The following is a 21,533-nucleotide window of genomic DNA, read 5'->3' as shown; positions in this document are numbered from 1 at the left end:
TGAATTGAGTATATAGTTATTAAATAACGATTCTAAAAATTTAAAACCAATTTATTACAACTACATTAGCAACTTAAATATAAAATTATCAACCGAATAAGACATAACTAATCTCATTACAAGTAACACACCAGAAAAAATACCTGTTAAGGCAATCATTTACTGATTCTTTTAGAAGAATATTTTATTAATCAATACATATAGGAAGTAAAGTTAAAAAACTTTTCTTCCTATATTAAAAGATAAAACCTATTAAACTAAAATCTAAAAAAACTGCACTGAAGAGATTTATAGCTTATTAATCACAATATAATCTCACTATTCAGCTGCTCAAAAACAACTTTTTGAGAATTTAAATTTAATAAAGATGTTCGAAATCTCTTTATCTCTCTGACTATAGTTTCAGGTTTTTTCTTAATCACTTTTTCAATTAATTGTTTTGCCTCATCTACTGAAGAAACAAAATTTTTAATAAAAGGATAACTTTCATCATGGCTAGGCCAGTTCCAAAGTATTGGATAACATCCGGCAACAATACCATCAGCTAATGCATAATGAAAAGATTCATTATCTGAAGGGGATAATATAAAATGTTTATTACTGTACCATTGGTTTACATCGTTCCCCCACCCTTCATATTCTACAAAATTAGTAAGATTATTGCTTTCAATATTCTTATAAATATCATAGTAATATTCAAGCTCATGCTTTCTAGAAGGAGCATGCATAAACTCTAAATCTTCAGGTCTATAACCTTTGATATATAATTTAGCATTAATGTTTTGTTCTCTTAGCTGCTTCAGTAATTCTACGGCTAAATCAAAACGTTTAGTTTGTGGTACTATTCCTAGCATCCCAATACGGATTTCATTTAAATTATCAAACTTATCCTGAACATAAGTTAATTTAGAATCCAAGATATAATTTGGAATTTTTATAATTTTATTTTCTGGCATTTTCTGCCAAAGATTCATAGCCTGATTCTTAATCTCATTTGAAACAAATATCGTTTTGCTTACATTTTCCCACACTATTTGATTACCAAATTTACGGGCACGATCCCTTACTTCTTGAGCATGCATTCTGATAAAGAGCGGTTTTTTCGCTGAGTTAATTTTTGAATACCACGTAGCATTAGCTAATCCCCATTCACAGAAAATCATATCAGCCCATTTATAATTTTCCATTAATTTCTTTTCATTTTTATGGCCACCCCACTCCCATGTTTCTTTTCGGATTGAATAACCTTTAGCCTTTAAAAAAGAAATATAAGAATCAATAAATTTAAAATCATGAGAAGCAAAAAGTATATTTTTATGCTCTTTAATTTTAGTTTGATCACACAAAACTACTTTTGAAAATATATCTACTTGTCTCTCAAGAGTATGCTTTGAGAAAACTTGTTGAGCAATATTCTCACCATTGAAAAGTTTAAAAAACTTCTTGTTCAACAATGACTTAAATTCTGCATATGTTTCTACATAAAAGGGATAATCTGCACTCAACACCTCTGTATTAATAGTACTTGGATAATTAATAATTCTTGCACCTGTTACAGCTGCCTCTATTAATTTTGTCGAAAGCTCTAATGTATTATTTTCTAATTCAGCAGGTCTCCAGCACCAAACAAAATCCATCTCGTTTAGCATTTCCATGCATTGCTCTCGATTGAGATCACTACGATAGTCAGCATTTAACTCCTTCATAAAGGAATGAATATAATGCCTAAACTTCTTACCATCTACTGGTGATGAAATTTTATTTGAAGCAATAAATAATTTTATCTTAATGTTACTTTCTTCTTGAATTCTCTTTGACCACTCTAAAAGTTCTATTACACCCCAAGATGGAGTAATTTTTCCTGCATATCCTATTTTTATTTCACGTTTACTAGTATAAAACGAATTCTTAACTTTGAAATACTTAAGGCTATCTACAGGTAAACAAGGTACAAAGTCAATATCTTTAGCAGTACTGTTAGTTAACTCAAATATTTTATTTTTAATGGCCTCAGTTTGCGTGATTAAATACTCAGTTTTTTCCGCAATGAGTTTCAGCTTTCTTAATTTATCTTCATTTATCAACAACTTATTATCATCAATAGAATAAAAATCAGTAACATAGCTGGCTGTTCGATTTAAGAATTGGTTATCTTGATGAAGTGAATAAGCTACATCTATACCGCGAACAACAATTAAACTCAAATTCGAAGAATAAGAGTCAATATGTTTTATTATAGTAATTGAGTCATCAATATTAAAGATCCCTTTATAATCTAAAGATTTTGGATCAATATAAGTTATAGGATTACTACCTTTAATATTAGATAAAATTTGTTGACTTCTAGGATTTTCCTTTAAAATAATCGCAACACTTCCCAATGAAGACAATACTGATGCCATTGAAGAGAACCATACAGACGAACCATCTACAACATTTACATTAATATCTGCATAAAGAACATACTCAACATTTATATCAGCTAGTTTATCAAAATTAATTTTACTAATTTCAATTTTATCTTCTTTCTTCGGGGCCTCAAGTATATTTTTTTTAATTGGCTCTTTGTAAAAATCCAACTCCAACGCGTCAATAGTTACATTTGGTTTAGCACAGAAAATTTTAATTTGAATATTTTTTAATTCTTTTGAAACTTTAAGCCTATAGGTCTGTTCAAAATATGAATTATCATGATTACTTGAACCGCTACCTATATAAAAAAATGGTCCAGCCTTTTCTGAAAAACCCAAACCAGTAGATGACTTAATCTCATCAGAGTTTTCTAAGCCAAAACCAATATAAATAGACTTTCTATTTACTGATAAAGCTTTATCCTTATATTTTATTTTGAATTCATACTCGCCAATTGGAAGAGACTTTATGCTAAGAAAATTAGAAACATGTTCATTAATTAACAAATCCACCCAAGAATACTTGCTAAAATCACCATTAATATCAATAAATTGATTATTTTCTTTGTAATCAATTTGAAGTTTTTCCACCTCAAATAAATTACAGAGTAACTTATCAATTTTATTTAACTCTCCTCCCTTTTTCTGCTTACGTTGAAGTGACTCAACTCGCAAACCAACCACGCCTTTCAGAATTTCCCCAAAACCAGTATAGTCTTTTTTAGTATTAATCAATAAATTGCCTAACTTATACGAGAGTGTATTTTTCACGCTCAAGGCATTTTCATGTTTAACATTTCCAGACGTCAGCTGTTCAGTTAAAAACTTAATTTTTCTTTGATTAATTAAAACTTCAGTTTGAAGCTTTTGAATTTCATCTAAGATTTCTTCATAGGTCATTTGCTTATTTACCACAGTTAAGTCACTCCCCCAATCCGATTAAAGTCCAACTACATCAATAATTTTATTCAAATCTTGACTACTTAGTTGGCTAAACTGTAAATGTTTTACTAAAACAGCCGCAACATCAGCCTCTTGAAGAGCTGTATTTAAATCCACTAATGTTCCTTTTGTTATTTCTGATGGTAATTTATGAATATTTGGTTCTACTAATAAAAGTTCAATTTCGCTATTACTTCCTACAATTTTTGCAATTTCAATTGCAGGGCTTTCACGTAAATCGTCAATATCTGGTTTAAATGCTAAACCAAGTAAAGCTACTTTTGGTTTACGACCCAACGTACCAAGCTCTTCTATTTTATTTTCAATTTGCTGAATAACCCATTTTGGTTTGTAATCATTTACTTCACGGGCTGAACGTACCATTTTTGCCAATTCAGGGGTTTTGTTAACAATAAACCATGGATCTACTGCGATACAGTGCCCACCAACACCCGCACCTGGTCTTAAGATATTCACACGTGGGTGATGGTTCGCCAGTTTAATTAGCTCCCATACATCAATATCGAGACTGTCACAAATCAAAGAAAGTTCGTTGGCAAACGCAATATTGACATCACGGAAGGCATTTTCAGTGAGTTTGGTCATTTCTGCAGTACGCGCATTGGTTTCTAACAACTCACCTTTAACAAAGATGCGATAAACCTCTTTTGCTTTTTGAGTACATGCTGCAGTCATCCCGCCGATGGTACGGTTGTTTTCCACCAATTCACGAATCACATGACCAGGTAAGACACGTTCAGGGCAATAAGCAACATTAATATCTATATTTGTATCAGTTGCTTGTTTTGGAAATGTTAAATCTGGACGTAGGACAGACAACCACTCAACCATCTGTTCCGTCGCTCCAACAGGAGAGGTTGACTCTAAAATGATGATATTGCCTTTCTCTAGTACAGGTGCAATGGTATTTACTGCCGCTTCAATATAAGAAAGATCTGGTGTGTAATCTTCACCTTTAAAAGGCGTTGGTACTGCAATCAAAAACGCATCGGCTTTTTCCGCTATTAGAGATGCTCTTAAATGGCCAGAAGATACTACTTTTTTTACAATCTCTTCCAGACCAGGCTCAACAATATGGATCTTACCTTCATTAATGGTATCAATCGCATATTGATTCACATCTAGCCCGATTACTTGCGCTCCAGCATTTGCAAACATTGTTGCTGTTGGTAAGCCAATATAACCTAGGCCACTTACTGAAATTTTTAACTCTGACATGAATATTCTCTGCAATATTTAAAATATGGTTCTACTTTTCATTAACAATTTACAATTAAGCAAATTGCTTTAGATGTTCAATAATTCGTTGACACGCCAAGCCATCACCATAAGGATTGTGCGCAAGACTCATTTGCTGATGTAGTGCTTGATCATCTAACAAAGCTGAGGTCTGCTGAATAATTAATTCTTTTGAGGTCCCCACCAGTTTTACCGTGCCTGCTTCAACAGCCTCTTGACGTTCTGTGGTATCACGCATCACCAAAACCGGAATACCCAAAGATGGTGCTTCTTCTTGAATACCACCTGAGTCAGTTAAAATAATATGGCTATGTTGCATTAACCAAATAAACTGGACGTATTCTTGCGGCTCAATCAATTTAATATTGTCTACACCATCAAGGTATTGATATACAGGTTGCATCACATTCGGGTTCATATGTACCGGATATACAAATTCAACTTCTGGATAGCTTTCCGCAAGTGCTTTGATCGCTTTACAGATATTCTCAAAACCTTCACCAAAATTTTCACGACGGTGGCCAGTAATCAGAACACGCTTTTTGTCGAGGTCCAACATATGAAAATGCGCACGCATTTCTTGCTGTAAAGCTTCATTATTATTCAGTTGGTCTTTTACATAAAATAGTGCATCAATTACGGTATTGCCTGTAATACAAATTTTGCTTTTATTGATGTGCTCTTGAAGTAAATGGTTGGCAGAGGTTTCAGTTGGGCAGAAATGCCATTTGGCAATTACACTGGTCAACTGACGATTGGCCTCTTCTGGCCATGGCGAGTAAATATCATAAGTACGTAAACCCGCTTCGACATGGCCGACATCAATTTTTTGATAGAAAGCCGCCATTGCTGTACTGAGTGTTGTTGATGTATCCCCATGTACCAGTACCAGATCTGGTTTGCAATCCACCAAAACCTCCTCAAGTGCCAGCATCATTCTGGCATTCAGTTCCGTCAGGCTTTGACCTGCTTTCATAATATTGAGGTCATAGTCGGGTTGAATATCAAATACAGATAAAACAGAATCCAGCATTTGTCGATGCTGAGCCGTAATACATACCTTTGTTTCAAAAAAAGGATCTGCACTTAACAGTTTTACCAAAGGCGCCATTTTAATCGCCTCAGGTCTGGTTCCAAACACAACTAACACTTTCATACTTTCACCAAGTTATTCAATAATTTATTTAAAAATTATTGTTTCAACACCATATACTCTCAACATATTTTTTTACCTTGATCCAAGTACCCATCAAGGCGCTATAAGCAATCCATGCAAAAAATCAATTTATCCCTATAAATCCAATGCCACTTTGGCTGCAACCGCAATTTGGAATAATACTTGGGTAATGCCCCGCGTTAATTCCACCACTTTGGTCTGTACTTTAGGAAGAACTAAAATTTCATCCCCCTGTTGAATCTTATAGCGTTTACTGACCAGCTCAGACTCACCATTCTGATGAATCACCACTAGTTTCGATTTATTCGACTTCTGGGTAAAACCACCGACCTGATCAATATAAGACTGTGCCGTCATATTGGGTTGCCATACCACCCCATTCGGGAAAGTCACTTCACCATGCACCATAATGACCGAAGTTTTTTCAGGAATATTTAATATATCCCCATTTTCTAAAATGACATCATCAAAGTCTTTCGGATCCAATACCACTTGGCCCTTTGGCTGAATCGTACGGGCTTTTGCAATAAACTGTTTAACCAGTTCAGCATCTTTTACGCGTAGATTAGCCTCTTCCTGCGTGGTTGAGCGTACAGAAAGTGTTGCTTCTTCAAGTTTATCTAAAGAAACGTTTAGCATTTCCTTTTGTCGCTTGGCAACCGATGGACGGAAAAGCTGTAATGCATTGACCTCTGACAAGGTATTCGGCTGAATCTGTTTCATCACTTCAGATAGTTTGGAACCATATGGCAATACCACCGCATGTGCACCATTATGAGCCCCTTCAATGCGTACCTGAATCGTGCCAGCATAACGGTCAGCCGTCACCGTTAAGATATCACCATCTTCAATCACTACATTATTTGCAGCAGAGAGCGGATAATATTCACTGCGGTACTCTGTACCCTGACGACGCATAATGCTGACATTGGTCGCCCCTGGTTTTAGTTTCGCTACCGATAACGCCTGTGCAACGGTGACTTCAGGCACATTAAATTCAAAGTCATAGGCATTAAACACCTCACCCGAGACCGAGAAGGTATGACTTCGTGGCGCAACCACAATGACATCACCATCTCGGAAACTATAAGGCTGTAGTTTGCCTGCAATTAAAAAGTCATACAGATTGACGTATTGCTTGAGCTGGCCATTGCGCATGATACGGATATCAACATAACTACCACGTTGCGCATCGACACCACCGGCACGGTCAAGATATGCCAGTACGCTGTCATTGGCGACACCACCATAAGAGCCAGGCTGATTCACAAAACCTGTAACCATGACTTTAACCGGCTGCGACTGGACCAAGGCAGCATAGACCCCAACATTGGCGACATAGGTTTTACGGACATAGCCTTCAATCAAGGATTGCAAGCGGCCATTGGTGGTACCTGCCACTTTAACAGGACCTACATTGGGAATAAAAATATTACCTTGCGGGTCCACGGTTAGAGTGCCGGCAAACTGGTAAGCGCCCCATAGACGTAAATTGATATTATCGCCAGGATTCAGTACATAGCTGTCGTTAAATGTCGAACCTGCAGTACTGGCAAACGCACCTTTAAACAGCTGTTCACCAAACATTTTGGTTGCTGTGGGATACTTTTGTGCACTGCTTGGAGACAAGCCAACCACAGATTGACTTGGTAAAATGGTATTATCTGGAACCTCATTATTTACTTGAGGTAAATTATTTGCTAACTCTTGTGGTAAAAGAGACTGTGTATCTGCGGCAAAGCTATAAAAAGAAGACAATGCAAACATACTGGTGAATAATATTTTTTTCATTGTGCTTACTCCTTATGCTCACGGATAATCGAGTAAATCAACATCGTGATACCAAATAAAATATTTAAGACCAAAAAATAAGTCGCGATCAAATAGAGTGTTTTTGGATAAACTGCATCTTGTGCCAACTCTGGGGTAGACACTACCACCAGTTTTTTCAGCTTGCGCGAAGCTTCCAAACGGGCTTTTTCAAGCGATGCCAATGAAAGTTTATAAAGATCAGTTGCAAAGTCGACATTGGCTTTTAAGGCTTCAAAATCTGCTACACTCTTATTGAGTTTGCTGGTATTTGGTGAAGTCAATTTAGCCTTTTCATCGGCAATTTGCTTTTGCACCGATTCAATCTGACTACGGATCGCCACCACTTGTGGAGCGGTTTCATTTAAGTAGCTTAATAAGGTTCTTTCCTCAGTGCGTAGTTGTGCCAGATTAGATTCGAGGCTAGCAACCACGGTTGCTACAACTTGCGCTTGCGCCTGTGGATCATACATCTGATTCTTATTCTGATAATCCAATAGCGCATCACGCGAAGCATCTAACTGCTCTTTTGCCTCACTTAATTGCTTTTCGGCAAACTTAAGTTGCTCTTCCGCAATTTGTTGTGAAAGATCATTAATAAAACTTTCACTATTCTTTAGAATTTCTTGGTTAAGACGCAGAGCAAAACCTGAACTAAAACCCTGCGATGCAATGGTCATCATCATGGTTTTTTCATCCAAAGATACTTGGACTCGTTGGTTAAAATACTTTACTAAGTCTTCAATTGACGCATCAGAGTTTAAGCCAAAAATGGGATCATTTTGTGCAATAAAGGCTTTACGCAAGTTAAGTTTTTTATCCAGACTTTCGACCATATTACGCGAACTAATATAAGCCGTTAAAATATGTGCATCCTCATTACTGGTATTACTAACACCAAGTAAAGTACTTAGGCCATTTGAAGCTGATACATCAGATACTTCACCTACTTGCTTCACCAATAAAGTCGATTGAGATACAAAACGCTCTTGAGCAAAGAAACAGAGATAGATAATGATGAGCAATATTGGCAACATCACAATGGCGATGTAACTAATCACCAAACCCTTATTTGTTATTGACCGCATATGCTTTATAAACCTCTATTGCCTCTGCAATATCTGCAAAAAATTCCGCTTGACCATTCCGCATCAAAAAAGCCACATCACAATTTCGGGTTAAGTCCTTTAAATCGTGCGACACCATAATAATATTGGATTTCTGTTTTAACTCATCCAATAGGACTTGGCTCTTCTTCCTAAAATTGGCATCACCAACAGCCCCTGCTTCATCAAGTAGATAATAATCGAAATTAAATGCCATACTCAGGCCAAAACCAATACGACCACGCATACCCGATGAATAGCTTTTAATCGGCATATCAAAATATTTACCAATGTCAGCAAAGGATTCGACAAAATCAATAATTTGGTTTACCTCATCCTCATTACTTAAATAAAGTCGAGCAACAAAACGAACATTTTGTCGTGCAGTCAGGCTACCTTGAAAGCCACCCGATAATGCTACAGGCCAAGAAATGGACTTATTGGTCACTACTTTGCCACTATCAGCAAAGTCAATCCCACCAATAATTCTCAGTAGCGTACTTTTACCTGCACCATTTTTACCTAAGATCGCTACGCTTTTGTTTTCGGGTAAAGTGACATTTAAATCTTTAAAAACATAGTGCCGCCCTTTAGGAGTCACATAGGATTTGGTTAGATTGCGTAGCTCAATCATTTTGTTTTTACCATACGCTGTTCAAAACGTTTATAGAGCAACAAACCTAAGAATAGTGAGCCAATAATCCATTCCAACACATAAGTTAAAGAAATACCTTGAACTAGCGGATAATTGGGTGCAACTGCATGGCGCATCAACTCTAAAAGATGAATAATTGGGTTCCATAATAGATATTGTTGATATTCAATTGGAACTAAATGAATAGTATAAATGACAGCAGATAAGACATAGAGCAGAAGAAAAAGTACTGGGATGAATTTATTTAGTTCATGTGAAATACTGCCAACGACCATAAATACTAATGATAAACTAAAGGCTAAGCTAAACAATAAAAACCAATATCCTAATAATTGTGGAATTGAGTCAAAATTAATATGAAATCCAAACCAAAGTAAAATTGTACTAAAAAAGAGATATGCCACAAAATATAAAAACAGCTCTAAAAAGCTACGTGCAATTAGCGTATCAATCGGTTTTACTGGCCGGTAACTAAATAAACCTTGATTGGCTTGAACCGCTCCTAATGAAGCACTTACAGTCGTACGGAATAAGAAAAATGGGATAATCCCATTGACCAAAAAGACCTCAAAATCTATCCCTGGTAAAGCTCTACTAATGCGTCCTAAAAGAATTAGTAAAACCCCTATATGTAGCGCTGGCTCAAGTAAAATCCAGACATAACCAAGACGGTATTGACCAAAACGGGTTTGCAACTCGCGTAAAAAAAGTGCACGAACTGCTGCATACATGACTTGCAGTCCGCCACGGGGTTTTAACCGTGGTAATCCTTTTAAACTGGATGTTTGCTCATCCATCCGACCCCCTGTGAGTGCTTAATCTTTGCACTGGCGTTATTTTCCAGCGAAGCTTAAATTATTTTTTCAAAAAGTTAAAGTTTCAAAATGTTCCATAATTTCAAATTACGAGAAAGTTCTTGCATTAAAAAACGATAAATTAGGACACAAATTAATTTAAAACATGCAAATAGATCACACAGAAAATTAAAACAATTAAATTTCAGTTACTTATTCAACAAAAAATCAATTCACTCTAGGTAAAAACAGATCAAAATAATGTAGTGAATTGTTATTTCGATAACAATTCACATAATTAAGTTATTCATCTTCGTCGTAAATATAGCTCATACAGCCCCAGCCATCATACTCGCCATTGAACTCTTTAGCGATCTTGGTCATCCATTCTTCCAAGTCTGCAATGTCTTCATATTCCAAAATCATATTCACATGGATGTTCAGCACCCATAGATCTGAACCATCGGAATGAACCTCTTCCTGAAAGAAAGAGATTTTCTGTTCTTGGTGTAACAAATGCAGGGCACATTTTTCGACCTGTTCCTGCTTCTCAAAAACAATCGAAAATTCGACTTCATGCGGCTCGCTCAGGTCATTGCCATCCTCAACCATTTGCCACAGCACATTGCCGTTATCATTATCAGGGAATTGGTCATAGTCGCGTGTCATAGAAATATCCTTTGTTGTGTTTTGGGCTTGATATTTGGCTATAGATTAACCGATTTTTATGTCAGTTTTTATACGCATTAATATAAATATTGTAGTCAAAAAATGATCAAAATAAAAACTATAGACCGAGCTAGATGCTATGCAAACTCAAGCCGAAGGACCACTTGGTCAAGGCAGCGAATGCCATTTTCATAAATGGCTTCTGGATAATCTATAAATACATTAGGCTCAATATGCGACAAACGGAAGCCGCATTTCTGGTAAAGCGCCAACTGATCCAGACTGGAATTACCAGTTTTGACCCATAATGTTTGGATATTTTGATCTTTAGTATTTTCAATGGCAAATTGAATCAATGCCTTGGCAAGACCCTGTTTTTTATAGCGGGAATCCACGGCTAGATTTTTAATTTCAGCTTGATCATCCGTTCTGAATAAACAAAGTTGCGCAATGATCTGCCCCTGATCATTCAATATAAAGAACAGATTCGACTGCAATAAATAGGTTGAGATCTGCTGCCAACTTGGATCGGCCTCTAATAAAAGTGCCTTTAATTGCAGTTGCTGTATCTCTGAGAGTGCTGTCCATTCAGCGTGTTGAATCGAATACATGCGCTTGCCTATTGGTGGTTGTGCTTAGAACTTTAGCTCAGAATGAATTTCAACTGCATGCATTTTTAAAGGATGCTGAAATGCCAGATAAGCCGCATGTAGCGCCATGCGTTTTAAATGGAACTTGGTAGGTTCAGGATGATAAAGCTTATCCCCCATAATCGGATGGCCGATATGCATCATATGCACCCGCAACTGATGGGAACGTCCTGTGACCGGCTCTAAACGCACACGACTTTGGTCCGTTGCAGCATCATATTGCATCAGTTGAAATAAGGTTTTGGCAGACTTACCCAATTCAAAATGCACCATCTGACGCGGACGGTTTTCCCAATCAGTAATGAGCGGGACTTCCACACTGCCCTCGCTCTGAATCTGTCCCTGTACCAAAGCCACATAATATTTTTTGACAGTACGCGCCTGAAACATTTTACTGATCGCCACTTCTGCATCACGGTGTTTGGCAAACATGAGTAAGCCCGAAGTTGCCATATCCAGACGATGCGTGACTTTAGCCGCGGGATATTTTTCCAAAACCCGTAAATAAGCACTGTCCTGATGTTCAGGCAAGCGCCCCATCACCGACAATAGCCCAGCAGGCTTATTAATCACCAGCAAATCTTCATCTTCATAGACGATCTCTAAAGCATCTTGTGGCGGTGTATAAATAAAATTGTCGTTTAGAGCCATAGCAACAGAACAAATGCAATCAGGTACAGGATGGGAAGTGATTATAGTTGCGTCAACGGCTTTCGCAACCACTGATTTTCCTCATCGTTGTCTTGATCAAGATGGTGTTTTTAACCCCTTGCCCAAGCCTTGTTTATAGAGCTCTTCTAATGTGGCAATGTCCCGATTTAAAAATGCAATCAGATAATCTTTGGCACGCGCCAAGCTCAATTGTTTAAATGAAATGCTATCTTTGCTTTTACGCGTGACCAAGCCAAATAGATCTTTTTTAGGAATAATGACTGGGATATCACTGTCCAGTTTGAATTCAAGCTGCTGTGATTTAGCATAGGCATCAAGGGTAATAGAAATGGTCTGTTCTGTCCGATGATCGCTGACAATAAAACTGGTATCGGCACCATTGAGTTGTAATTGACGAACCAACTGCTGACGCCAAGTCATCTCGTCAAACTTGGTTAAAATCGTTGCCAAATCAAAGCGACCGACATGATCGATGTCATTATGATTCATTTGATGTGGATAGCGGATTTTAAGCTCGAACTCATTCATAATGGTGCTGACCTATTGCTGTGATTTTTTTGATTTATTAATATAAAAATAATTATATCATTTTGTTTTTTAATATAAAAATATCGACTTATATTCACAATGACAGGATTTCAGGATTTACTTCACATTCAATTTTGGTTTTATTGATCTAGTTTTTATTATTTAAGCCTGATGGCTGATTTTATATTTACTAAATTTTTTAGGGTATCAAGGGAAAACAGAGGTTGTTTACTTCAACACCTATGACTTTGTAAGCCATAACCTTTGCCTATAAACTTTTGATCTATAGCGTCCTAAGCCGAATCGAGACCTTTTGGGTTCGTACACACTTGCTTTATAAGCGTCGGTGCATGCTACTCTTTTCGATCCCTTTCACACCCTTGAGACATAGTTTAGGCAGATCACGGTGGGATTGTTTTCCTAAAAACAGCTTTTTTTGGTGATCAATGAAATAATTTTGCACACTCTATTCTAAAAGTTAAAATATTTCCCATATCTAACAAAGAACCACGATTTAAATTCCGATAAATCCAAATTTACATGTGTATTTTTTCAAAAAGAACTTTTGATTTATGCCCAAATCACCATAATCGCTGCCACAATCACCAGCCACAGGCCTAAATGATCAGTTTTGGCGAGCTTTTCTTTAAAAAAGAAGGCTGAGATTAATAGACTAAATAGAATTTCGACCTGACCCAGCGTTTTCACAATCGCCACAGTCTGCATACTCATGGCGCTAAACCAGCCGACTGAAGCCAAAAAGCTACAGATACTCACTCTTAAGGTTAAGCCAACACGTTGCCACATTTTAAACAATGTCGGGCGGCTGAAAAATCCGAGATAGACCAACAGTACGATGCATTGAAAACTGATCAGACTACACAGTACCCAAGCCGCACGATGTAAGAATGGCAACATGCTCAGTTCTAAACTGGCTTCGCGCACCAATAAAGAGGTAATCGCAAAACACAGGCCACTCCCAAGTCCAATCATCAAGGTTTTAAAGGAGAGATCGGACTGTTGCTTGCCTTTGCTCAGTAAAAATACCGCAAGTCCACCAATCGCTACCCCAACCCAGCCCCATGTGCTGAGATGTTCCTGTAAAAACAAAACACCGACCAAAGCGGCCAAGATCGCTTCACTTTTGGCCAGTCCCACCCCAATGGCATAGTTCTTTTGCTGGAATAGTTTCACCATCAGGGCAGTCGCATAGATTTGGCTAATGCCTGCAATCACGATATACAACCAGAATTTATCGGAAAAATGCACCGATGCTGTAACCGGTTGATGCCAGTAGAGAAAGGCCAAATAGCTAAAAGCAAAGATCGGTGAAAAGATAAAGCGAGCCAGTGTGGTGCCATAGACATCCACGCTGGTACTGAGTTGTTTTTGAAATGCATTGCGCCAAGCCTGCATAAATGCAGCCATGAGCGTGAACAGAATCCAAGTAAGCATCATAAGCTTGAACGCAATATTGTCAGTGCCGCTAATTTACGCTGTTCTGACTGGTTTTTCGATAGGCGTCAGTGCTTAAAAGCTTAAATCATCAAAGTCCTTCACTTTGGATAGATAGATGGGCACCTGATTGATTTTGCTCCATGTTTCTTTAAACCGTGGATCTTGTTCTGGGTCTTGGCTTAAATTTTCACGAAAAACCTTTTTGCCTGTTAAAAAATTAATACTGGTTTCACTTTGAATGAGCGGTCCATGATTGCTTGAATTATCATATCCAATCAGGCGCAGATCATTGCCTTCCAAGCGAAATAGATAACGCCAGTAGCCATAACGTCCATGCGAATAATAAACGCTCAGCAGATTATTTTTAATTTCCATCCATAGCTCGGGTGGGAAATAGACACCGCCATCTTCATTTTCTGAGCTAAAACAATTGAGATTGCTGACAATAGCTTTGTATTTGCCTTTTTGATTCAGCAATACAATCACGCCACGGCGGTTGCGGTCTAAATGTCCATAATATTCATGTTCAACCAAGGCTTTGGGATCCGTCGCTTTGACCATCAACACCACATCTTTCAAGCCATCTTTATTCAGATCGCCTTCAATGGCTTTAAAGAGTTGGTATTTTGCAGGGATATAGGCTTGATAGGTGACTTTATCTTGACCTAATTTAATTTCTTCCTCTGTCGGTTGTTCTTGGGCAAAGCTGACTTGCGGCAGTGCAGATAGGCTTGAGAATGCTAATAGTGCGGTAATGAGTTGAGTCTTTATCATCTTTTTATTTCATCATTCAGGTCGTTATTGATGCTATTTCTTTTATAAACAATGGTTGAGTTTCTCTTGGCGTTTTGCATGAATCCAACGTGCAGCAACAATATTCAAACTCATCACCCGCCCTTACCTTAAAAGCTTAAATAATCAAACTCTTTAATTTTCGATAAATAGAATGGCGCTTGATTAATTCTACTCCAATTCTCTTTAAATTTTGGATCACCTTCAAAGTCTTGACTTAAATTTTCACGAATCACTTTGTTTGCTGTTAAAAAGTTAATACTGGTTTGGCTTTCAACATAAGGTCCATGATTACTTGAATCATCATAACCAATCAGGCGTAGATCATTGCCTTCCAAGCGAAATAGATAACGCCAATAGCCATAGCGTCCATGGGCAAAGTGTACATTCAGCACATTATTGTTAATTTCTAAGCTTATATCAGGGGCGAAATAAACACCACCGTCTTCATTTTCCGAGTAAAAACAATTTAAGTTACTGACAATCGGCCTGTAAGTACCTTTTTCATTGAGCAATACAATCACGCCACGACGGTTGATATCTAAACGGCCACGATACTCATGTTCAACAAAAGCCTTGGGATCGGTTGCTTTAACCATCAGCACCACATCCTTCACGCCATCTTTATTCAAGTCACCTTCAATGGCTTTAAATAAGCGATATTTTGCAGGGATATAGGCTTGATAAGTGACTTGGTCTTTGCGCAGTTTAAGCTCTTCTACTGTCGGTTGCTCTTGAGCAAAGCTGACTTGTGGCAGTGCAGATAGGCTTAAACAGCCTAATAACATGGCAATGCATCGCATCTTTATCATCTTTTTATTTCTTCATTCGGGTTGTTATCAGACTTATTGCATTTATATGGAATGGCTCAGTTTCTCTTGACGTTTTGAACGAATCCAACGTGCGGCAACAATGATAAAAATAATCACCAAGACGGTAATCACCACAGGCATGATGAAGGCCAAAATCGACAATACAATAGAGCCAATCAACTCACCTGTCGAGATCACAAAATTCCCCAATCCACCGGTGGTTGCCGTCGAGACGCCACGCGCCGCTACGGTACTCATTTGCACCACGCCTGCAGTCCCACCACCGACAATCAATGCAGCAGCCCAAGTCGCAAACTGGGACATTTCACCACTACTCACTGCCATGGTGGTCAGTGTCCCTGCCACCACAGCTGCAGGTGTGGCAATAGTATCTAATAGGTTATCTACCCACGGTACATAGTAAGCTGCAATTTCACAGATGGTAGCAAAACCCAATGCCATACACACTGATGGAAGTGCCAACCATTCAAAGCCTTGCGCAGGTTGATACCATCCCATCAAGGTAGCAATACTCATCGCCAATAGCGGAACAAAAACACGAAAACCACAAGCTGCGCTGAGTCCAACGCCAATACAGAGTCCTAAAATTGTTTCCATCATGGATTACCTTTCTATGCCTATGACAGGTCTTGTTATTTAAATCTTATTTTTAAGGTAACAAAAAGCCCTATCAAGGGATAGGGCTTTTATTCAAACAGTGGGTAACTGTTTGGTATTTTGCGGCTTAGGCATTCTTACTGTTGAATTGATTGCCAAGGCATTTGGTACACGGAGGTAAACGATCAGTACCAATTTCTAAATAGGTGCGGTGTCCGCATTGAACACAAAAATAGAAGCCTGTTCCAGGTTTTTCGCCAGCAGTTACCATCTTTGTTCTCCATAGATTTTAGAAATGGTACATATACTATAGCGTGATAGTTTTGATTATTTATTGACCTTTCCGACGGATGGTGGTGGCGGAAAGGTGAAGGATGAGGGTTATTTACAATTTAAACGAGTTATAAGGGAGTCGACACCCAATTCTCCACACGCAGTCCATCAACACGTAAAAACTCTTTTTCATTATTGGTGACCATTACCCAATTATTTGCTCTGGCATGCGCTGCAAGCCATAAATCGTTAGATCCAATAATCTGACCTTTAGAAGAAAGCGCTTGACGTATTTGCGCATAATGATCCGCAACATCTTCATCTAATTCGGCTACTTGAATCATTGAGATAAACTCATCAATGACTTTTAATGCTTTTTCTTTGCTTTGACTTTTTTCAGCACCAAAACGTAGTTCACCCAAGGTAATCACCGAGATTAAAATATTTCGATTGGGAAGATGTTTTTCAAAATGCTGGCGGACACTTTCAGGCTGATGTTTGCTGATATAAATACAAATATTGGTATCCAATAAATATTGTGTCTGCATTAAAACTCTTCTCGTTCTTGCGGTGGTTGATCCACTCTTTCTTCTGCATAAAAATCATCTGGCATCTGTGCTAATACATTGAATAAGCGTTCTGCAGTGATTGGTTTTTCACGTAGGATCACTTCATCGCCACGGCGAAATATTTCAACTTCTGTGCCTTCAAATCGAAACTCTTTCGGTAAGCGAATTGCTTGACTACGACCGGTCATAAAAACTTTTGCGGTAGACATTGTCGCTACTCCAACCGTTCTGATATATACCTTATGATAGGTACTATTTGATCATTTTACCAACAATATTTGATTAAAATAAATAAAGCCAAATACAGCTAAATACTTAACGTCATTCATCTTCAAAATTAAAAAAAAGATGAAGCCGGATTTCTTTTATATATAAAAATAAAAGACCCTACGCAAAGTAGAGTCTTTTAATCACACTATGATCGCTTTTAGCTAAGGCATTAAGCCACTTGACCTTCTAAAAAGTCTTGTGCAAAACGCTGTAATACCCCACCCGCTTCATACACAGAAACCTCTTCTTCTGTATCTAGGCGGCAAGTCACAGGCACTTCAACAATCTCTTCCTTACCATCTGCTGTGGCACGTTCAATGACCAACGTTAAAGTCGAACGCGGTGCAATATTACCAATCACGCTATACAGCTCAGTACCATCCAGCTTTAAAGTTTTGCGGTTAACACCCGGCTTAAACTCAAGCGGTAGAACGCCCATACCGACTAAGTTAGTACGGTGAATACGCTCAAAACCTTCGGCAACAATCGCTTCAACACCTGCAAGACGAACACCTTTCGCTGCCCAGTCACGGCTTGAACCCTGACCATAATCCGCACCCGCAACAATGATCAACGGTTGCTTACGATTCATGTAGGTTTCAATCGCTTCCCACATACGCATCACTTCGCCTTCTGGCTCGACACGTGCTTTTGAACCCTGCTTAATGGTGCCGTCTGAACGAACCACCATTTCATTAAACAGTTTCGGGTTGGCAAAGGTCGCACGTTGTGTGGTTAGGTGATCACCACGATGGGTAGCATATGAGTTAAAGTCTTCCTCAGGCACACCCATTTTCGCCAAATATTCACCAGAAGCACTGTCTAGCACAATCGCATTCGATGGAGACAAATGATCGGTGGTGATGTTGTCACCCAAAATCGCAAGCGGACGCATGTTGGCTAAAGTACGCGGTGCAGCCAACGCCCCTTCCCAATATGGAGGACGGCGGATATAGGTACTCATTGGACGCCAATCATATAGCGGGCTTGCCGCTTCTTCATTGACACCCAAATCGAACATTGGAATGTAGATTTTACGGAACTGTTCAGGCTTCACTGCTTCTTTCACCAGCGCATCAATTTCAGCATCCGAAGGCCAGATATCTTTCAGGTAAATTGGATTACCGTCTTTGTCATTTCCGAGCGAATCTGTTTCGATATCAAAACGAATGGTTCCTGCAATCGCATACGCTACTACCAGTGGCGGAGATGCCAAGAACGCTTGTTTTGCATATGGATGGATACGACCATCGAAGTTACGGTTACCCGATAGCACCGCTGTCGCATACAGGTCACGCTCAATGATTTCTTGTTGAATCACAGGATCAAGTGCGCCTGACATCCCGTTACAGGTGGTACATGCATAAGCGACGATACCAAAACCAAGTTTCTCAAGATCACCTAACACGCCTGCTTCTTCTAAATACAGCGCAGCTGCCTTAGAACCTGGTGCAAATGATGATTTCACCCAAGGTTTACGTACCAAGCCCAATTCATTGGCTTTACGTGCCAGTAAGCCTGCAGCAACGGTATTACGTGGGTTAGAAGTATTGGTACAAGAGGTAATTGCAGCAATAATCACGGCACCATCAGGAATTAAACCTTCTGCTTCTTGTGCCTTGGCAAGCTCTAAATTGCCTGCAATGCCTTTTGCTTTCAAATCAGCCGTAGAGACACGTGCATGTGGGTTTGATGGGCCTGCAATGTTACGCGTCACCGTTGAAAGATCAAAACGAAGCACACGTGGGTACTCAGCTTGGGTCATATCCGATGCCCAAAGCCCAATTTCTTTGGCATATTGCTCAACCAACGCCACTTGCGCATCTTCACGGCCTGTTAGACGTAAATAATCGATGGTGTTCTGATCGATGTAGAACATTGCCGCAGTTGCACCATATTCAGGCGTCATATTCGAGATGGTAGCACGGTCGCCCACAGACATGCTGTCAGCACCTTCACCAAAGAACTCGAGGTAAGCACCAACGACACGTTCTTTACGCAAGAACTCAGTCAATGCCAACACGATATCCGTTGCAGTAATGCCTGCTTGACGCTGACCAACAAACTCAACACCAATGATGTCTGGCAGACGCATCCAAGACGCGCGACCCAACATCACGTTTTCTGCTTCCAAACCACCGACACCAACTGAAATCACGCCAAGTGCATCGGTATGTGGGGTATGTGAATCTGTACCAACACAGGTATCAGGGAAAGCCAAGCCATCACGGTTTTGAATCACTGGAGACATTTTTTCCAAGTTGATCTGATGCATGATGCCGTTGCCCGCAGGAATCACGTCGACATTTTTAAAGGCTGTTTTGGTCCACTCAATAAAGTGGAAACGGTCTTCGTTACGACGATCTTCGATTGCGCGGTTTTTCTCAAATGCATCAGGGTCAAAGCCACCGAATTCTACTGCCAAAGAGTGATCCACGATCAACTGCGTTGGCACCACAGGATTCACTTTGGAAGGATCACCGCCTTTGTCTGCAATCGCATCACGCAGACCAGCAAGATCCACCAATGCGGTTTGACCCAAAATGTCGTGACAGACTACACGTGCTGGATACCAAGGAAAATCAAGATCCTGACGGCGTTCGATCAACTGGGTTAAATAGGCTGTTAAATTCTCGGCATCAGCTTTACGCACCAGCTGTTCAGCCAGTACTTTCGAGGTATATGGTAGCTTTTCATATGCGCCTGGCTGAATATCTTCAACGGCTTGACGCACGTCATAATATTCGAGCTGGGTACCTGCCAGCGGTTTACGATATTTTGTGTTCATTAACCACGCTCCGCCAATGGTTTGAATTCAAGATTTTCAGGGCCAGTATAGTTCGCGCTTGGACGAATGATCTTGCCGTCTTGACGTTGTTCGATCACATGTGCAGACCAACCCGCAGTACGTGCAATCACGAATAATGGCGTGAACATTGCCGTTGGCACACCCATCAAGTGATAGCTCACCGCACTGAACCAGTCGAGGTTCGGGAACATATTCTTCACCTCTTTCATCACCGCTTCTAAACGTTCAGCGATCACATACATCTTGGTATTTTCTTGCGCTTCAGCAAGTTCACGCGCCACTTGCTTGATCACTTCATTACGTGGATCAGAAACGGTATAGACTGGATGACCAAAACCAATCACCACTTCTTTTTTCTCAACACGGCTACGGATGTCTGCTTCTGCTTCGTCTGCATTGTCATAGCGTTGCTGAATCACAAACGCAACTTCATTGGCACCACCGTGTTTAGGCCCACGCAATGCACCGATACCACCTGTGATGGCTGAGTACATGTCTGAACCTGTCCCTGCCACCACACGTGAAGTAAAGGTTGATGCATTGAACTCATGCTCTGCATACAGAATCAAAGAGGTATGCATGGCTTGAATCCATTCTTCCGATGGCGCTTCGCCATGCAGGAGATGCAAGAAATGTGCAGCAATCGAGTCATCATTGGTTTCAACTTCGATACGACGACCGTTGTTGCTGAAATGGTACCAATACAACAACATTGAACCCAAGCTTGCCATCAATTTATCAGCGATGTCTTTTGCGCCAGCTTCATTGTGGTCTTCATGTTCTGGGGTTAAGCAACCCAGTACAGATACGCCAGTACGCATCACATCCATTGGGTGTGCAGACGGTGGCAGTTGCTCAAGTGCAGTTTTCAATGCTGCAGGTAAGCCACGTAGTGCTTTTAATTTTGCTTTATAGGCTTTGAGTTCGGCTTTGTTTGGTAATTTGCCGTGTACAAGAAGGTGTGCCACTTCTTCAAATTGGCTACCGACGGCAAGATCGAGAATGTCATAGCCACGGTAGTGTAAGTCATTGCCGCTGCGGCCTACGGTACAGAGTGCGGTGTTACCTGCGACTTGTCCGCTGAGTGCAACTGATTTTTTTGGTTTGAAGCCTGTTGGCGTTTCATTACTGCTCATAAGATTGTCCTTTTTATATCCTTAGGTGAATTTAGTAGCGGTGTCTTACCGAACTCTCATCTTATTTGAGGATAAGCCTTCGGCTGGACTTACTTTTGATGGATCAAAAGTAAGCAAAAATCC

20 protein-coding genes are annotated in these 21,533 nt (G+C 39.5%); all 20 read right to left on the bottom strand.

The features are described from left to right. Positions 1–302: 302 nt before the first annotated feature. The 20 genes from NDN13_RS15025 to prpC all read right to left on the bottom strand — a co-directional run bounded on the left by NDN13_RS15025 (position 303) and on the right by prpC (position 21,410). Positions 303–3,311, bottom strand: coding sequence for a glycosyltransferase family protein (locus NDN13_RS15025; protein ID WP_251116038.1), 3,009 nt, complete (start codon positions 3,309–3,311; stop codon positions 303–305). Positions 3,312–3,350: 39 nt separating this feature from the next. After that, complete coding sequence (gene wecC / locus NDN13_RS15020) at positions 3,351–4,592, bottom strand: UDP-N-acetyl-D-mannosamine dehydrogenase (protein WP_251116037.1); 1,242 nt, start codon at positions 4,590–4,592, stop codon at positions 3,351–3,353. A gap of 55 nt (positions 4,593–4,647) precedes the next feature. Continuing rightward, the gene (gene wecB / locus NDN13_RS15015) at positions 4,648–5,769 is read right to left on the bottom strand and encodes a non-hydrolyzing UDP-N-acetylglucosamine 2-epimerase (RefSeq protein ID WP_101236752.1); all 1,122 of its coding nucleotides are present in this window, start codon (positions 5,767–5,769) and stop codon (positions 4,648–4,650) included. Positions 5,770–5,904: 135 nt separating this feature from the next. Beyond that, positions 5,905–7,581: a polysaccharide biosynthesis/export family protein gene (locus tag NDN13_RS15010; protein ID WP_251116036.1), complete on the bottom strand. Its 1,677-nt coding sequence runs from the start codon at positions 7,579–7,581 to the stop codon at positions 5,905–5,907. Positions 7,582–7,586: 5 nt separating this feature from the next. Then, positions 7,587–8,687 (bottom strand): KpsE/RkpR family capsule polysaccharide export protein, encoded by a 1,101-nt coding sequence (locus NDN13_RS15005; protein ID WP_251116035.1) that lies wholly within the window; start codon positions 8,685–8,687, stop codon positions 7,587–7,589. Beyond that, positions 8,668–9,339 (bottom strand): ABC transporter ATP-binding protein, encoded by a 672-nt coding sequence (locus NDN13_RS15000; RefSeq protein WP_251116034.1) that lies wholly within the window; start codon positions 9,337–9,339, stop codon positions 8,668–8,670. The genes NDN13_RS15005 and NDN13_RS15000 overlap by 20 nt, the downstream gene beginning before the upstream one ends. Next, positions 9,336–10,157: an ABC transporter permease gene (locus NDN13_RS14995; protein WP_251116033.1), complete on the bottom strand. Its 822-nt coding sequence runs from the start codon at positions 10,155–10,157 to the stop codon at positions 9,336–9,338. The genes NDN13_RS15000 and NDN13_RS14995 overlap by 4 nt, the downstream gene beginning before the upstream one ends. Positions 10,158–10,457: 300 nt before the next feature. After that, positions 10,458–10,823: a ribonuclease E inhibitor RraB gene (locus NDN13_RS14990; RefSeq protein WP_070076677.1), complete on the bottom strand. Its 366-nt coding sequence runs from the start codon at positions 10,821–10,823 to the stop codon at positions 10,458–10,460. Between the two features lie 137 nt (positions 10,824–10,960). After that, the gene (locus NDN13_RS14985) at positions 10,961–11,434 is read right to left on the bottom strand and encodes a GNAT family N-acetyltransferase (RefSeq protein ID WP_251116032.1); all 474 of its coding nucleotides are present in this window, start codon (positions 11,432–11,434) and stop codon (positions 10,961–10,963) included. Between the two features lie 24 nt (positions 11,435–11,458). Continuing rightward, on the bottom strand, positions 11,459–12,124 hold the full coding sequence (locus NDN13_RS14980) for a pseudouridine synthase (RefSeq protein WP_251116031.1): 666 nt from the start codon (positions 12,122–12,124) through the stop codon (positions 11,459–11,461). Positions 12,125–12,220: 96 nt separating this feature from the next. Next, positions 12,221–12,673 carry a hypothetical protein gene (locus NDN13_RS14975; RefSeq protein WP_251116030.1) on the bottom strand — a complete coding sequence of 151 codons (453 nt, stop codon included), beginning with the start codon at positions 12,671–12,673 and terminating at the stop codon, positions 12,221–12,223. A gap of 570 nt (positions 12,674–13,243) precedes the next feature. Then, positions 13,244–14,131 carry a DMT family transporter gene (locus NDN13_RS14970; protein ID WP_251116029.1) on the bottom strand — a complete coding sequence of 296 codons (888 nt, stop codon included), beginning with the start codon at positions 14,129–14,131 and terminating at the stop codon, positions 13,244–13,246. Positions 14,132–14,203: 72 nt separating this feature from the next. After that, positions 14,204–14,905 (bottom strand): hypothetical protein, encoded by a 702-nt coding sequence (locus NDN13_RS14965; protein ID WP_251116028.1) that lies wholly within the window; start codon positions 14,903–14,905, stop codon positions 14,204–14,206. Positions 14,906–15,033: 128 nt separating this feature from the next. Continuing rightward, positions 15,034–15,735: a hypothetical protein gene (locus tag NDN13_RS14960; protein WP_251116027.1), complete on the bottom strand. Its 702-nt coding sequence runs from the start codon at positions 15,733–15,735 to the stop codon at positions 15,034–15,036. 42 nt (positions 15,736–15,777) lie between these two features. After that, positions 15,778–16,353, bottom strand: coding sequence for a DUF4126 domain-containing protein (locus NDN13_RS14955; RefSeq protein ID WP_251118245.1), 576 nt, complete (start codon positions 16,351–16,353; stop codon positions 15,778–15,780). A 127-nt stretch (positions 16,354–16,480) separates the two neighbouring features. Next, positions 16,481–16,624 (bottom strand): zinc ribbon-containing protein, encoded by a 144-nt coding sequence (locus NDN13_RS14950; RefSeq protein ID WP_004637424.1) that lies wholly within the window; start codon positions 16,622–16,624, stop codon positions 16,481–16,483. A gap of 130 nt (positions 16,625–16,754) precedes the next feature. Next, the gene (vapC, locus tag NDN13_RS14945) at positions 16,755–17,174 is read right to left on the bottom strand and encodes a type II toxin-antitoxin system tRNA(fMet)-specific endonuclease VapC (protein ID WP_251116026.1); all 420 of its coding nucleotides are present in this window, start codon (positions 17,172–17,174) and stop codon (positions 16,755–16,757) included. Further along, positions 17,174–17,404: an antitoxin gene (locus NDN13_RS14940; RefSeq protein WP_251116025.1), complete on the bottom strand. Its 231-nt coding sequence runs from the start codon at positions 17,402–17,404 to the stop codon at positions 17,174–17,176. The genes vapC and NDN13_RS14940 overlap by 1 nt, the downstream gene beginning before the upstream one ends. Before the next feature lie 230 nt (positions 17,405–17,634). Continuing rightward, on the bottom strand, positions 17,635–20,253 hold the full coding sequence (acnD, locus tag NDN13_RS14935; RefSeq protein WP_004656675.1) for a Fe/S-dependent 2-methylisocitrate dehydratase AcnD: 2,619 nt from the start codon (positions 20,251–20,253) through the stop codon (positions 17,635–17,637). Further along, the gene (prpC, locus tag NDN13_RS14930) at positions 20,253–21,410 is read right to left on the bottom strand and encodes a bifunctional 2-methylcitrate synthase/citrate synthase (protein WP_004656677.1); all 1,158 of its coding nucleotides are present in this window, start codon (positions 21,408–21,410) and stop codon (positions 20,253–20,255) included. Before prpC ends, acnD begins: the two co-directional genes overlap by 1 nt. Positions 21,411–21,533 lie beyond the last annotated feature (123 nt).

Source organism: Acinetobacter sp. C32I (assembly GCF_023702715.1).
GTDB lineage: Bacteria > Pseudomonadota > Gammaproteobacteria > Pseudomonadales > Moraxellaceae > Acinetobacter.
Note: the sequence above shows the minus strand (reverse complement) of the source record. Positions and strands in the feature narration are given on the sequence as shown.